The 14,437-nt window shown below is 53.6% G+C and carries 10 protein-coding genes; 4 read left to right on the top strand and 6 right to left on the bottom strand.

Going from position 1 to position 14,437, the window contains the following annotated elements; translation table 11 throughout:
* Positions 1-57 precede the first annotated feature (57 nt).
* Positions 58-1,581 (bottom strand): fumarate hydratase, encoded by a 1,524-nt coding sequence (locus HCH_RS22410; RefSeq protein ID WP_011398742.1) that lies wholly within the window; start codon positions 1,579-1,581, stop codon positions 58-60.
* A 471-nt stretch (positions 1,582-2,052) separates the two neighbouring features.
* On the opposite strand from HCH_RS22410, the gene HCH_RS22415 reads away from it, so the two are divergent.
* The gene (locus HCH_RS22415; protein ID WP_011398743.1) at positions 2,053-5,190 is read left to right on the top strand and encodes an Ig-like domain-containing protein; all 3,138 of its coding nucleotides are present in this window, start codon (positions 2,053-2,055) and stop codon (positions 5,188-5,190) included.
* Positions 5,191-5,285: 95 nt separating this feature from the next.
* On the opposite strand, the gene HCH_RS22420 is transcribed toward HCH_RS22415, so the two are convergent.
* Both HCH_RS22420 and HCH_RS22425 read right to left on the bottom strand, forming a co-directional pair.
* Positions 5,286-6,500, bottom strand: a complete 1,215-nt coding sequence (locus HCH_RS22420; RefSeq protein WP_011398744.1) for an argininosuccinate synthase — start codon at positions 6,498-6,500, stop codon at positions 5,286-5,288.
* A 140-nt stretch (positions 6,501-6,640) separates the two neighbouring features.
* Positions 6,641-7,549: a flagellar protein MotY gene (locus tag HCH_RS22425; protein WP_238384922.1), complete on the bottom strand. Its 909-nt coding sequence runs from the start codon at positions 7,547-7,549 to the stop codon at positions 6,641-6,643.
* Positions 7,550-7,702: 153 nt separating this feature from the next.
* Between HCH_RS22425 and pyrC the strand changes: the two genes are divergently transcribed.
* Both pyrC and rnt read left to right on the top strand, forming a co-directional pair.
* A complete protein-coding gene (pyrC, locus tag HCH_RS22430; protein WP_011398746.1) occupies positions 7,703-8,740 on the top strand; it encodes a dihydroorotase in 1,038 nt (345 codons plus the stop codon).
* Positions 8,741-8,841: 101 nt separating this feature from the next.
* Complete coding sequence (gene rnt, locus HCH_RS22435) at positions 8,842-9,498, top strand: ribonuclease T (protein WP_011398747.1); 657 nt, start codon at positions 8,842-8,844, stop codon at positions 9,496-9,498.
* Between the two features lie 119 nt (positions 9,499-9,617).
* Here rnt and HCH_RS22440 read toward each other — a convergent pair whose 3' ends face one another.
* The 3 genes from HCH_RS22440 to phbB form a co-directional block, all read right to left on the bottom strand.
* On the bottom strand, positions 9,618-10,220 hold the full coding sequence (locus tag HCH_RS22440) for a peroxiredoxin (RefSeq protein ID WP_011398748.1): 603 nt from the start codon (positions 10,218-10,220) through the stop codon (positions 9,618-9,620).
* A gap of 406 nt (positions 10,221-10,626) precedes the next feature.
* On the bottom strand, positions 10,627-12,612 hold the full coding sequence (locus tag HCH_RS22445) for an SDR family oxidoreductase (RefSeq protein WP_011398749.1): 1,986 nt from the start codon (positions 12,610-12,612) through the stop codon (positions 10,627-10,629).
* A gap of 431 nt (positions 12,613-13,043) precedes the next feature.
* Positions 13,044-13,790, bottom strand: coding sequence for an acetoacetyl-CoA reductase (gene phbB / locus HCH_RS22450; RefSeq protein WP_011398750.1), 747 nt, complete (start codon positions 13,788-13,790; stop codon positions 13,044-13,046).
* A gap of 339 nt (positions 13,791-14,129) precedes the next feature.
* Here phbB and HCH_RS22455 point away from each other — a divergent pair, with 339 nt between their 5' ends.
* Entirely contained in the window at positions 14,130-14,426 is a 297-nt protein-coding gene (locus tag HCH_RS22455; protein WP_011398751.1) for a hypothetical protein, read from the top strand.
* The last annotated feature ends 11 nt before the right edge of the window (positions 14,427-14,437 follow it).

Genomic DNA, 14,437 nt, shown 5'->3' on the forward strand with positions numbered 1-14,437 from the left:
CTCGCCCCAGCGTCGCTGTAGCCTAACTCTACAAGAAAGAGATCGCCAACATTTATCTTAGCCGACTATTTTCACAGCGCTTTCAGCAATGCGCTTACGCCATTCCGCTGGACCGGTTTGATGCACAGACTCGCCGTTTACATCCACCGCCACGGTAACCGGCATATCTTTCACTTCGAACTCATAGATTGCTTCCATTCCCAGCTCAGGGAAAGCCACGACATTGGAAGAACGAATCGCTTTAGAAACCAGGTAGGCGGCGCCGCCCACGGCCATCAGATAAACTGCTTTATTGTCGCGAATCGCTTCAATCGCCACCGGGCCGCGTTCGGCTTTGCCGATCATACCCATAAGACCGGTCTGCTCCAGCATAGTGCGAGTGAACTTATCCATACGTGTGGATGTGGTCGGCCCGGCAGGCCCAACCACCTCATCGCCCACAGGATCAACAGGACCTACGTAATAAATGAAGCGGTTATTCAAATCTACTGGCAAGGATTCGCCGCGAGCGAGCATATCCACCATTTTTTTGTGGGCGGCGTCACGGCCCGTCAGCATTTTTCCAGACAAAAGCACCGTATCGCCGGGACGCCAGGACGCGATTTCATCCCGTGTGACAGTATCCATATTCACTCGCTTAACGTTGGCGCCCACCTCCCAGGTGATTTCCGGCCACTCATCCAGATTGGGCGGCGTTTGCAATGCGGGACCACTGCCATCCAGCACAAAATGCGCATGGCGAGTCGCAGCGCAGTTGGGAATGATAGCGACGGGCTTGTTGGCGGCATGGGTCGGATAGTCTTTTACTTTGACGTCCAGTACAGTTGTCAAACCACCCAGACCTTGCGCCCCGATACCCAACGCATTGACTTTCTCGAACAGCTCCAGACGCAACTCCTCGCTACGGTTAGCCGCGCCACGCGCCTGCAAGTCCTGGATATCGATAGGATCAAGCAACGCCTCTTTGGCTAACTCCATTGCTTTCTCCGCCGTGCCGCCGATACCTATCCCCAACATGCCGGGCGGACACCAGCCAGCGCCCATCTTCGGCACCTGCTCCAGCACCCATTCTGCAACAGAGTCGGACGGGTTAAGCATCGCAAACTTGGACTTAGCCTCAGAACCGCCGCCTTTGGCCGCAACATGCACTTCGACTTTGTCGCCAGGAACGACTTTCATGTGGATGATAGCGGGGGTGTTGTCTTTCGTGTTCTTGCGCGCACCGTCAGGATCAGCCAGAACAGACGCCCGCAGAATATTGTCGGGATGCAGATACGCGCGACGTACGCCTTCATTAACCATATCCTCGACGCTCATGTTCGCCTCCCAGCGCACGTCCATTCCGATATTTAAAAACACAGTCACGATACCGGTGTCCTGACAGATGGGACGACGCCCCTCTGCGCACATGCGGGAGTTGATCAAAATTTGCGCCAGTGCATCCTTGGCGGCAGTGGACTCTTCGCGCTCATAGGCAGCATGAACCGCTTTAATAAAGTCGACGGGATGGTAATAGGAGATAAACTGCAGCGCGTCGAATACGCTGTCGATGAGATCGTCTTGACGGATCACGGTGGTCATGCACGCACTCTCTTTTTACATGGTTCTTGGAGTAGTCACAGCTTTGGCCGACAGCGACGCCTCCCAAGGGACGCCAAGTGCCCGCCTTATTTGATTTAGGCGGAAATTGTACCTAATTCGCCCCCCAAGTTCAGCCTTAAACTGTTAACGAATACGGCGCCTTTGCAACCGCAGCAGCCAGGGCCAGGTCTAATCTATTTTTCCCATTTGTGAATTAGAGAGTCCAACCACAGGAAAAATGAGCTAAACTCCTGACGATGCATGAGAAAATCACCAAACGCCTGCGCCTGAACGCCACTATTGCATCGGGCGAAAGGCTTATTTTATTGTGCGGCGTATGATTTCACGGCTTTCAGGCCGATGAAATCTAACCTATGCTGATAAAACTTTTTTGGCGAAGAACTGGAGCGAATAATTCAGTCACGCCGGGAACATTCTGAAAGCAATAATAAAAGGAAGAAGGTCCTACCTATGTTCAAGAAAACCTTTCTCAGTCTGGCGGTAGCGTCGGCGGTCACTTTATCGGGGTGTGGAGGCGGAGGCGGCGGCAACGCCAATGCTGGAGCGCAAAATGAATATGATGGGGATTTGCCCGATTCGCTAGAGGGGCAGTTTGAAGGCAGAACTTGGCCACTGTTCAATCCTGTCGCCAGCCTGGTTCCCGTCCCCAATGATCTTCTACTTGATCAAACCGCCGCGGACGGCACATTTTCAGACTCAACCGCAAACCCGGTCCTGGCGGCCCTGGGGTCTTTAAGCGGCGCATCCACCATTGCCCCAATAGACATATCATTCTCCGGCGAGCTGGATGGCGACAGTTTAAGCACAGACTCGTTTATTTCTTCTGACGGAAGCTTGGTCCCCAACCCGAATCAGAATGTCTTCTTGCTTGAATTGGCCTACGCCAGCAGGGAGCCGATTCAAGGTCTGTCCATTTCTGAGCCGCCCACTATACCTTTGGCAGCCGGCGCGCTATTGGCCGCCGCAGAGAGCGACCCAGCAACCGCAGCCGCCATTCTCGGGGCGGCAATTGCGGATGCGCCAGCCATTAAGGCTTCTGTTATTGAGTTATCAGGCGCCAGCACGCTAAGAATTCAACCAACCAAGCCCCTTAAACCAAAAACTCGCTATCTGGTTATAGTCACCAACGAAGTTGAGGACGCTACGGGGCAAGCCATAACCATGGACCCTAATTACTACCTGTTAACCGGCAGCGGCAATCTCCCCTCCTCCCAGCTTGAGCCTGTTCGCACCATTATCAACAGCTTCTGGGAACCTGTTGCGCAATCATATTTCGCATTGAACAACACTACCCGCTCAGCTCTGAGCATGAACCCGCTCTCTGCGAGCAATATCGCACTTACCTACTCTTTCACCACATCAGGGGACGAGAAGGTAATGGAGTATATCGCCAACCCGGCGGAATGGTTTAGCGATCAATTAACGGGCTTTATTCGCATCAGCGCCGCCAAAGCGGTCGTCGAATCGGGAACCAGTGTGGACAGCGATTCTGACGTAGATTATTCCGACATAAAAATCGCTGCGGACGGCGCAGTGGCGGCATTTCCCACTGCAGCACAAAAAGCCGCATTTACACCAATATTCGACTCCCCTCCCTGCAATGACAAAAGCGGAGCCGAGGCAATAGGTTGCGCATCGGCAGTCCTTGCAAGCAGTTTTTCAGCCTTGTTGCCCACTCCGCAGGCGCGGACCGTCACCAATACCAGCTCCAGCGTTCACGTGAACCTGATCTCGGCGCTAACCAGCTCATTCCTCGACGGGAGTAATGAGATCGAGCCGTTGGTCTCCCAGGGAACCATTACTGTCCCCTACTACTTGGGCGTTCCCACGGATTCGGACGGCACCCCCATCCAATCAAGCGCCTGGACCGCCAATAAAACTCTGGCGGATACGCTTAACACCACCTTCAGCTCTGCGGGACTGGCTCTGCCGCAAGGCGACACCAGCACCCGGGAAGCCACCTCATCAGTGGTAAATTACGTGTTCCCATTCCCGCAGCAAGTGGACGCCCTGCCTATTCCCTGGCTGGCGATATATCCCGACAATACCTCAGCCTGCCCCAAACCGCTAAAAACCGTCATTTTCCAACACGGCATCACTACGGATAGAAGCGCAGCGTTGTCCGTAGGAACAGCCCTGGCTGAAAAATGTTTCGCCACCATCGCTATAGACCAAGTCGTACATGGCGTAGCTCCCGCTTCGACTGCGAAAAAGCTTGGCTTGGCGGCCACTCTATTGGCGGCAGGTCAAGAAAGTGGACTGCCAGCATCGCTAGCTCCGAATGACGAAAACAACCAAGCTGTCGTGGACAAGATACTCAACCTCGGCACCGTTATGGCGACATTAAAAGTTGACGCTGCTGCAGCCCAGACCACAATCAATAACGTTGTTGCTGGCGGCTCAAGTGGGGACACTGAGTTGGACAAAGCGATTCGCGCGTTAGCTTCCTTCGAAAACACCGTCGCCAACGCCGGCAGCACCATCCCCGGCATCGCCCACACGGATAACGAGCGCCACTTCGATTACACTTCCAACGCCGCACAGCAAGCGGTAGCGATGAATTTTGATCCTGACAGCGCCTCTGGCTCATCCGGCAGCCTGTTTATCAATCTGACAGGCTTCATCAATAGCCGCGACAAGAATCGCCAAGGCGTCATTGACCTGTTAAACCTGAGACAAACCATCAGCTCGATTGATTTGGACGGTCCCAGCGGCGGCCTATATGCTGCGGGTGACCTGGATAACAACAACGTGTTCTTTATGGGCCACTCTCTGGGCACGCTCATCGGCACCCCGTTTGTGAGCGTCGCCAACAGCACGCCGATGGACAACATAAAAGCCGCTGTGCTATTAACGCCCTCCTCAGGCATTGTACGCATGCTGGAGAACTCTCCGTCATTCGCGCCTACCATTATCGGCGGTTTGTCCGCAGCCGGAATCGCCCAGGGAACCACCAGCTATGAAACCTTCCTGGGAGTGTTTCAGGCCGCGCTGGACGCCGTGGACCCCATCAGCTTCGCTGACAACTTGAATACGTCGATCAACTATAGCGGGAACTATCAAACTTCCGCTGACGATACCGGCGTATTGATGATTGAACTGGCTGGCCGCCCTGATGTGAACGGCAACGCACAAATCGGCTATGTGAGCGATCAAACCAACGTAATAGAAACGGAAACCACCCAATTAACGACCGGTTTTGGAACGCCTTATCCAGACCTGTTATCCGGTGTGGATAAACTGGCCGAACAAATGGGAGCGACCAATACGCTTGACGCCGCTGCCCCTTCAGGCTCTCCCGACACATTAATCAGCCGTCTCAGCTATGGCTCTCACGCCATGTATGTACTGCCGATCGTCTCGTCGTCGGAAGCCTCCTCTTACCCGGATGTAGCCGCGGAAACCGCGCGCCGCCAAGCATCCTTTGCAGAGGGCGTAACGGAGTCCGTTGCATTCTTCACGCTAGGCGGTGAGATTTCATCCGCCGCCGTGGACACTACTGCAGCATTGGCGGGCGAGACTACCGGCCTGGAGACGGAAGCAGACTATCAAGCCAGAACCAACAAGCAGCTGAACCTTAGCAACTAAGGTAAACATCGAAGAAAAGCGCCCCGCCTTGCAAGGGCGCTGAACCGACATAAAAAAACCGCCAACATGGCGGTTTTTTTGAGCCGAATTCGGCGTTATTTCATGCTACGGCCTTTATCAGCGGCAATGCGCATACGCAGGGCGTTTAGCTTGATGAAGCCTTCCGCATCACGTTGGTTGTAAACGCCGCCGTCATCTTCAAAAGTGGCGATGCGGTCGTCGAACAGGCTGTCTTCGGACTTACGTCCCGCTACGATTACGTTGCCCTTGTACAGCTTGACCCGCACCACGCCATTGACGTGTTGCTGCGATTCATCGATCAACTTCTGCAGAGCCAGACGCTCCGGCGACCACCAATAGCCGTTATAAATCAGTTCCGCGTACTTCGGCATCAGGCTGTCTTTCAGGTGAGCCAGCTCTTTGTCCAAAGTAATGGACTCAATGGCGCGATGGGCGCGCAACATGATGGTTCCCCCTGGCGTTTCATAACAGCCGCGAGACTTCATCCCCACATAGCGGTTCTCAACGATATCCAGACGTCCCACGCCATTGACGCCGCCAACCTTGTTTAATCTCTCAATGACTTCATGCGGAGCCAGGGCTTCGCCGTCAATAGCGACGATATCGCCATTTTGATAGGTCAATTCCAGATAGGTGGCCTGATCCGGCGCAGCTTCCGGAGATACAGACCAGCGCCACATATCTTCTTCCGCTTCCTCCCAGGGATCTTCCAGAATGCCGCCCTCATAGGAAATGTGCAGCAAGTTAGCGTCCATGGAGTAAGGAGATTTGCCTTTCTTTTTTTCCACCGCGATGTCATGCGTATCGCAATAGGTCAGCAGTTTCTCTCTTGAGGTCAGATCCCACTCACGCCAGGGCGCTATCACTTTAATGCCCGGCTTCAATGCATAGGCGCCCAGCTCGAAGCGCACTTGGTCGTTGCCTTTACCTGTAGCTCCATGAGAAATGGCGTCGGCGCCAGTCTCATTGGCGATTTCCACCAAACGTTTGGCGATCAGGGGACGCGCGATGGAGGTGCCCAACAGGTACTCGCCTTCATAAATGGTATTGGCGCGGAACATTGGAAAAACAAAGTCACGTGCGAACTCTTCGCGCAGGTCTTCAATGAAAATCTGTTTGACGCCGAGTTTCTCAGCCTTGGCGCGAGCGGGCTCAACTTCTTCGCCCTGACCGATATCAGCAGTAAAGGTCACCACTTCACAGTCATAGTTTTCTTGCAGCCACTTAACGATTACCGAGGTGTCCAACCCGCCGGAATAGGCGAGTACGACTTTGTTGACCTTAGACATGACGATGCTCCCAAGAGATTACGAAAGGCGGTTATTCTAGGCCCTTCGTACAAAGTTTTCTATGGCTGAGCAAAGGCGCGTGCGTCTCATCGCCAGGGCGGAGACGCATAATGGAGAGACTCGCTTGAGAACAGACCTGATTACAATTCTTCTTCCATTGAGATATCCAACAGATCCTCTTTGGCTGGCGGCTGCGTTCCCCTTTCCAGACGCACAGTCGCGCGGCGGTTGCGCGCCAGATTCTTGGGACCGGCATTCTGAACCACCGGATACCGCTCGCCATGATAGCGAGTGGTGATTTTTTCCGACGCCACGCCCTTATCCATCAGATAGGCGGTCACCGCTTCCGCGCGATCTTTGGATAGTCTGCGGTTATAGATTCTACGTCCTGTGGAATCCGTGTGCCCGTCGACAAAGATCGCCGTCACAGAAGGGTCCGCCTTCACGTACAAGACCACCTTGTCCAACTCTCTTTTATCCTGATCCGTCAGCACAGACTCATCCAATTTGAAAAATACCGCCGTCCGCTCAACCTGACGAAAATTCACGGGCAGCAGACCTGATACACAAGACAGATAGTCCTCGTAATACCTGGCGAAGTTAATGGAGGAGACCTCCACTCTGACCGTGTCGTCGTTAAAGCGGGCGCGACGCGTAAAGGTCGGCATCATCCCTTCCAGCAGGCTATCCATCATTTGCGATGCCTTTGGATTGTCCACGCTGATCGGATGCGGCTTGTCCAAAACCGCCACATACCCCAAATCCCGGACGCCGACTCCAGGACGCCAACGGGGCGCTTCAAGCACCAGAGCCGCCTCCCCTTCCCTCATGGGGTTGCGGGCGGTATCGAGATAAAACCTCAATGCTTCGCCCGCTTCATGATAGAACACAGCCCTACCATACTGCGGAATGTTGTGCGTCAACGCGCACTCAAATATGGAAGAGGACAAGTACCACTGGCTTTTCTCGATACCTGCGGAGAAAGTCGCGGCTTGACTGGATGCAGCCCAGGAGAGGGCGATGACGGAGGCGATTGTTAGTTTGCGCACAATAATCCCACTAACACTGTGATCACAACATACGTTAACGATATTATCGGCCTGGCGCGGGAATTCTTTACCCTGAATCCTGTTCCGTTCTGGTATACTTGCGTGCAGTTTTGTAACCCTGCTTTTCTGCATTGCCCTGGCGGTTGATACCCTATGTCCGACTTAGTCATTACCCGGCCCGATGATTGGCACCTTCACCTGCGCGACGGCGACGCCCTTGCGACAACAGTACCCGCGACAGCGCGCCTGTTTTCCCGCGCTATCGTCATGCCCAATCTGGTTCCTCCAGTCACCCACACAGCGCAGGCGGAAGCCTATCGCCATCGCATCCTGAGCCATGTTCCGGCAGGTGCGGCATTCGATCCACTGATGACGCTTTATCTGACCAACAACACCTCTCCAGAAGAAATTGTCGCCGCCAGACAGAGTGGAATCGTTTATGGCTGCAAGCTTTATCCCGCAGGCGCGACCACCAATTCCGATGCGGGCGTTACCGATGTCGCCAATGTCTTCTCCGTATTGGAGAAAATGAGTGATATGGGCATGCCGTTATTAATTCACGGCGAGGTAGTGCAGGCGGACGTGGATATTTTCGACCGGGAGAAACGTTTCATCGACGAAACGCTAACGCCCCTAACCGAACGCTTCCCGAACTTAAAAATTGTACTAGAGCACATCACCACCCGGGACGCTGTTGAGTTTGTAAATCAGGCAGGCTCAAATGTCGGCGCTACGATTACTGCGCACCACCTGCTCTACAATCGCAACCACATGCTGGTTGGCGGCATTCGACCGCACTTCTACTGCCTGCCCATCCTGAAGCGATCAGAGCATCAACTTGCTTTGCGCGACGCCGCCGCTTCCGGCAGCGATAGATTTTTTCTGGGCACAGATTCCGCCCCGCACCCCAAAGAAAAGAAAGAAGCGGCTTGCGGCTGCGCCGGCTGCTTCACCGCACCCTCCGCGCTGGAGTTATATGCGGAAGCCTTCGATGAACTGGGCGCACTGGACAAACTGGAAGGTTTCGCCAGTCTGCACGGCCCGACGTTTTACGGCCTGCCCATCAATAGCGGCAAAGTACGCTTGAGTAAACAGGAGTGGACGATGCCGGCCAGTATGGCGCTGGGCGACTCATCGATAGTTCCCTTTCGCGCGGGAGAGACTATTCGCTGGAAAGCTGAGCTGCTCTGACGCAGCTCCTCGCGCGCGCCTGTCGCGCAAAACCTTTATTTCTCATAACAGTACAGCCGTGGCGGGAGTCGTTCGCCACCCCAACCAAAAGTAGATAACCAGTGTCTGAATCGCAAAACCGCCCCAAATCCCCTCTCGCCAGACGTTTCCGCGGCTTTCTGCCTGTTGTGGTGGATGTCGAGACCGCCGGCTTTAACTCCAAGACCGATGCGCTGTTGGAGGTCTCCGCCGTCATTATCAGCATGGAGGATGACGGGATGCTCTATCCCGAGCCGCCAGTCAGCTTCAATGTAGAGCCCTTCGCCGGGGCCAACATCGAACAGGCGGCGCTGGAGTTCACAGGCATCGACCCATTCAACCCTTTGCGCGACGCAAAGCCCGAAGCCGATGCTTTAAACGAGTTGTTCCGCCCTATTCGCAAGTCCGTGAAGTCCAACGGTTGCAATCGTGCGATCCTGGTCGGCCATAACGCCACTTTCGATCATTCGTTCCTGTTCGCCGCCGCCGAGAGAGGAGACGTGAAACGCAATCCGTTTCACCCGTTTTCCACATTCGACACAGCGACATTGGCCGCACTGGCCTATGGACATACCGTATTATCCAGAGCTTGTCAGTTGGCGGGTATACCCTTCGACAACAAAGAAGCGCACTCCGCAGAATATGACGCGATGAAAACGGCGGAGTTATTCTGTTCAATCGTGAATCGCTGGAAAGAACTAGGGGGATGGACCACCGATCAGCAGGACTACGCAGACTGATCTTTGACCGCCCCGCATTCTCATCGTGTCTAGTCCCAGAATGAGTCAACTCTATTCAGAACAGGCCATAGACACAAAAAAGGCCGCAAAAGCGGCCTTTTTCGTTAACTCGACAGTAATTAAAGCTTGTCGGAGTTTTGAGACAGGTAGTTAGCTACGCCTTCTGGAGAAGCCTGCATACCTTTGTCGCCTTTCTTCCAGCCAGCAGGACACACTTCGCCGTGCTCTTCGTGGAATTGCAGCGCGTCAACCAGACGAATCAGCTCGTCTACGTTACGGCCCAGCGGCAGGTCGTTAACGATTTGCGAACGCACAACGCCGTCTTTGTCGATCAGGAATGCGCCGCGGAACGCAACGCCGCCAGCGGACTCAACGTCAAACGCTTTACAGATTTCGTGGTTCAGGTCAGCCGCCAGAGTGTACTTGACTGGGCCGATGCCGCCTTTGTCCACAGGGGTGTTGCGCCATGCGTTGTGAGTGAAGTGTGAGTCAATGGAAACGCCGATCACTTCTACGCCACGCTCTTTGAACTGCTCTACACGGTGATCCAGTGCGATCAGCTCGGAAGGACATACGAAGGTGAAGTCCAGAGGATAGAAGAAAATCAGAGCATACTTGCCTTTGATTGCTTCAGACAGCTTGTATTCGTCTACGATCTGACCGTCAGCCAGAACAGCGGGAACGGTAAAGTCGGGAGCAGGTTTTCCTACTAGAACGCCCATCGTTGTTTCTCCTAAATTACATTATCTGATTTGATGCAAGCATCAAAATGCGCTTGTTATTTCAACAAATTATTGCAGCGATATGTTGCTGCGTTCAGAGGGTGAAAGCCACCACACAAAAGTGGCGTAATCATACCTTTTCCTCTGAACCAAGCCTATTGTCGCGCCATTTAATTTATTAATGGCGCACATAGGTCCGCCCTATAAAAATCACGGGGAACCTCCGAACCGAAATAATGCTGAAAAATTTTCGGGTTACGCAGCCTGAGCCAGCAAGTGTAGGTGTTTTACCGCTAACTTTCTAATGCGCAACGGCTTGATTTGCGCAGGCTGGATAGATATTTGATTAGCGAGATACAAGGCCCCGGCGTCAAGACCGGGGCCCGATTCCCGACAACGATAGAAGTTACCAGTGAATTCCCCGCATGATCGCCGCAAAAGCAACCTGCTCTGTGGAAACCTTGGGCTTCTCACCGTCTTTACCGCCCGTGGCTGCGCTGGAGTCCGGGAACATCTTGAAGCCAGTATTCATGATGATCTCACTGAACTTCGGCGCCATAGAATGCAACACCTGCGCAAACACGCCCAATCGCGTAGCTATGCGCTTGGGCCGATGAATGATCGCTTCCGCCACCAGGTCCGCCGCTTCCTCCGGCGTCAGCGTCGGCACCGAGTCATAAATCTTGGTAGGACTGATCATTGGCGTCCGCACCAACGGCATATTGATAGTGGTGAAGGTCACGTTCTTATCGGAAAACTCCGCCGCCGCACAGCGGGAAAACGCATCCAGCGCCGCCTTGGAAGCCACATAGGCGGAGAAGCGAGGGGCATTGGTCAGTACACCGATAGAGGAGATATTCACAATGTGCCCACGCCTGCGCTCCAGCATACTTGGCGCAAACCCCATAATCAGCCGCAATGAGCCAAAGTAATTGAGCTGCATGGTGCGCTCAAAATCATGGAAACGGTCGAAGGCGTGCTGAATGGAACGGCGAATGGAGCGGCCGGCGTTATTCACCAACACATCGACATGCCCCAGATCTTTAAGGACATTGGCGACAAAGCGATCGCAATCCTCCAAGTCGGAAAGATCGACGGAATATTCATAAACTTCACCGCCCAGCTCTTCCAGTTCTTTCTTCACTTCCTGCAGCTTTTCCAATGTGCGGGCGGCGATCACCACTTTCGCGCCAGCTTCAGCCAACTTGCGGGCGGCGCTCAAACCAATGCCGGACGTCGCGCCGGTGATGACGCAAACCCGTCCCTCTACTGCTCCACGCAGTGTGCGATCCTTGTGTAAATCCGGGTCCAGGTGACGTTCCCAGTAATCCCAAATCGCTGGCGAATAATCCTGCAAACGAGGCACAGCAATAGCAGTCCCTTTGAGCAGGCGTTCAGTTTCGCGATTATCGAAACGGGTCGGATAATTAATAAAGCTCATCACCTCATCCGGAATTCCGAGATCGTTAAGCACAGCGTTTTTCATCCGCTGCACTGGTGGCAGACGCGCGATTCCCTGACGGATCATAGGCGGGATAAAACCAAACATCCGCGCATCAATACGCATCGCCATTTTAGGAGCATGCCCGGCTTCAGCGAAAATGTTCAGGATTTCACCCACTTTGTAAGGGTCCGGATCAGTCAAATGAAAGCATTTGCCGTCTTCTCCCTCTGCATGCGCAATGTGATCCATCGCATCTACGACGAAATCCACCGGCACAATATTGATGCGTCCGCCTTCCAGGCCAACGGTGGGCATCCACTGCGGCAGTGCGCTACGCAGCTTCTGGATGAGCTTAAAGAAATAGTAGGGACCATCGATTTTATCGATTTCGCCGGTTTTAGAGTGACCGACGACCATACCCGGACGATAAACGCGCCAAGGCGTCTGGCATTCTTCCCGCACCACTTTTTCAGATTCATGCTTGGTGCGCAAATAAGGGTTATCCAGTTTTTCCGCTTCTTCGAACATATCTTCGCGGAAGATGCCGCGGTACAGACCCGCCGCCGCGATGGAGCTGACATGATGGAAGCAGGCCGCCTTCAGGCTATCGGCCAGCTTAACCGCATTCCGCGTACCTTCGATATTCGCCTGCTCCTGACTTTCCGCCGAGGCCTGCATGTCGTAGATGGCCGCCAAATGGAAGAAATGACCCACTTTGCCCCGCAGCATCGCAGCGTCTTTCTCACTGACTCCAAGCATCGGCTGCGCCAGGTCGCCGACAACGCCGACTACCTGCTCATCCGACGCATTCCAGCGTTCACGCAGCTCATCAAGCTTGGGGAGAGACGCCTCCCGCACCAATAAATATACGGTTCCGCCGCGTTTTAATAATTTGGGAACCAGGAAACGACCGATAAATCCGGTGCCTCCTGTCACGAAGTAGTTCATATCCACTCCATTCCGGTTGATGTTTTTTAACTTTATTAATGAACCCAGCTCCACCGATTCAGTGCAAAGCTTTCCTGTTTTCCAGTTTTATAGCCTGATAAGTATGGCAAAGGTTTTTATTGTCGAATGCCTAGGCTATAAACCTTTACGAGTGTACTTATTTTTATTCCGCAACTCATTGTTTGTGTTAGAGCAATGGCTCGAAATATGGATTAGATCAAAATAACTACAACTTGATAATGGCAACACTGACGGAAGAGGCTCTTCCGATTCGTCCTAACCCGCATTGTAAGCGGGATGATGAGGTATTGCGGAGCGTATAAACAACGGAGGCGAAATCAACGGATTTCGTGCAAGAAAATCACAAGGGGTTAGGATATTTGACCGACAAAGAGGCTCCGGCCGCCGCAGCGGCCGGTTCCATCGGGGCGTCAGTACATGTGCTGGCCGCCATTGATAGACAGGTTGGAGCCGGTGATATATCCCGCCTCTTTCGCTGTCAAAAAGGATACCGCACGGGCGATTTCTTCCGGTTCGGCGAAACGCCCCACTGGAATCTGCGCTTTGATCTTTTCTCTGACTTCTTCCGCCACCGCCATCACCATTGCAGTGGCGACATAGCCGGGTGAGATGGTGTTCACCGTCACGCCCTTGCGCGCCACTTCCTGCGCGAGCGCTTTGGTGAAGCCGTGAATGCCCGCTTTGGCGGCGGAATAGTTCACTTGGCCGAACTGCCCTTTCTGGCCATTGATGGAGGAAATATTGACGATGCGACCGTACTGCCTTTCCAACATATCGTCAAGAAACTGCTTGGTGACATTGAAGACGCTGCTGAGGTTGGTGTCGATGACATCCTTCCACTGCTCCATCTGCATTTTTTTCATTACTGCGTCGCGGGTGATGCCGGCGTTATTCACCAGTACCTCGACCACTCCGTATTTTTCACGAATATCCGCTGCGGCGGCGGCGCAACTTTCGAAACTGGAGACATCCATGAGTTCGATGGCGATATCAAACCCACGCTCCCTCTGCTCAGCCCGCCAGACTTCCGCATGAGTGCGCTTGGCCGGCGAGCTGTAGGTGGCGATCACCCGAAAGCCGTCTTCCGCCAAACGCCGAGAGATGGCGGTCCCGATACCCCCTGTGCCGCCAGTAACCAATGCAATGTGCTGTTCCATGTCAATCTCCTTATTTCTTTCCAATGCGAGTTGCTGTCCAGTGCGAAAAATCGCATTTTGGATACTATTTATTCTATGTGACAGCTTAAATTAGACCTTCGCCGAGGGGCCCCGTCTTGACCAACGTCAAGAGTTGTCCTAAAGGCCGCATTCTATTTTTCACGTTGCCGCAATAGTCACTATTTGCGCGCCTCAAAGAGGCCCCTAAACCGGGCGATAACGTCGTAAAGGGAGAGATTTCAGCAAGCGGATGAGGTCTCACATTAAGATTCCTTAAGCAGGTCGGACTCAAGAACCATTGTGATATACTCGGCCCATGTTTAACCTGATGTAGCCGCCATGACCAATAAAGACCAGAGATACATCCGCATCGCGCAAGCCTGTTTGCGCGCCATCAACGAAACCTCCACCGACAAGGACGCTCTGCAGGAAAACATCCGCAAAGTTTATGAAGCCATCGATATTGCGTTTAAAAAAGAGTTTCTGATCATTGAACAAAACGCCGGCATCGCTGAAAGCGCGTTGAAAAAAATCAGCGAACTCAGCGCCCGGGAATCCGTGAGCGAGGCCAAAACCATCGCCTCCTCCGCGCTGGAAGCCTTACAGCAAGCCAACCAACCCGCCAAGCACCATTGAACCAAGTCTTG

The organism is Hahella chejuensis KCTC 2396, assembly GCF_000012985.1.
In the GTDB taxonomy this organism is placed as follows: Bacteria; Pseudomonadota; Gammaproteobacteria; order Pseudomonadales; family Oleiphilaceae; genus Hahella; species Hahella chejuensis.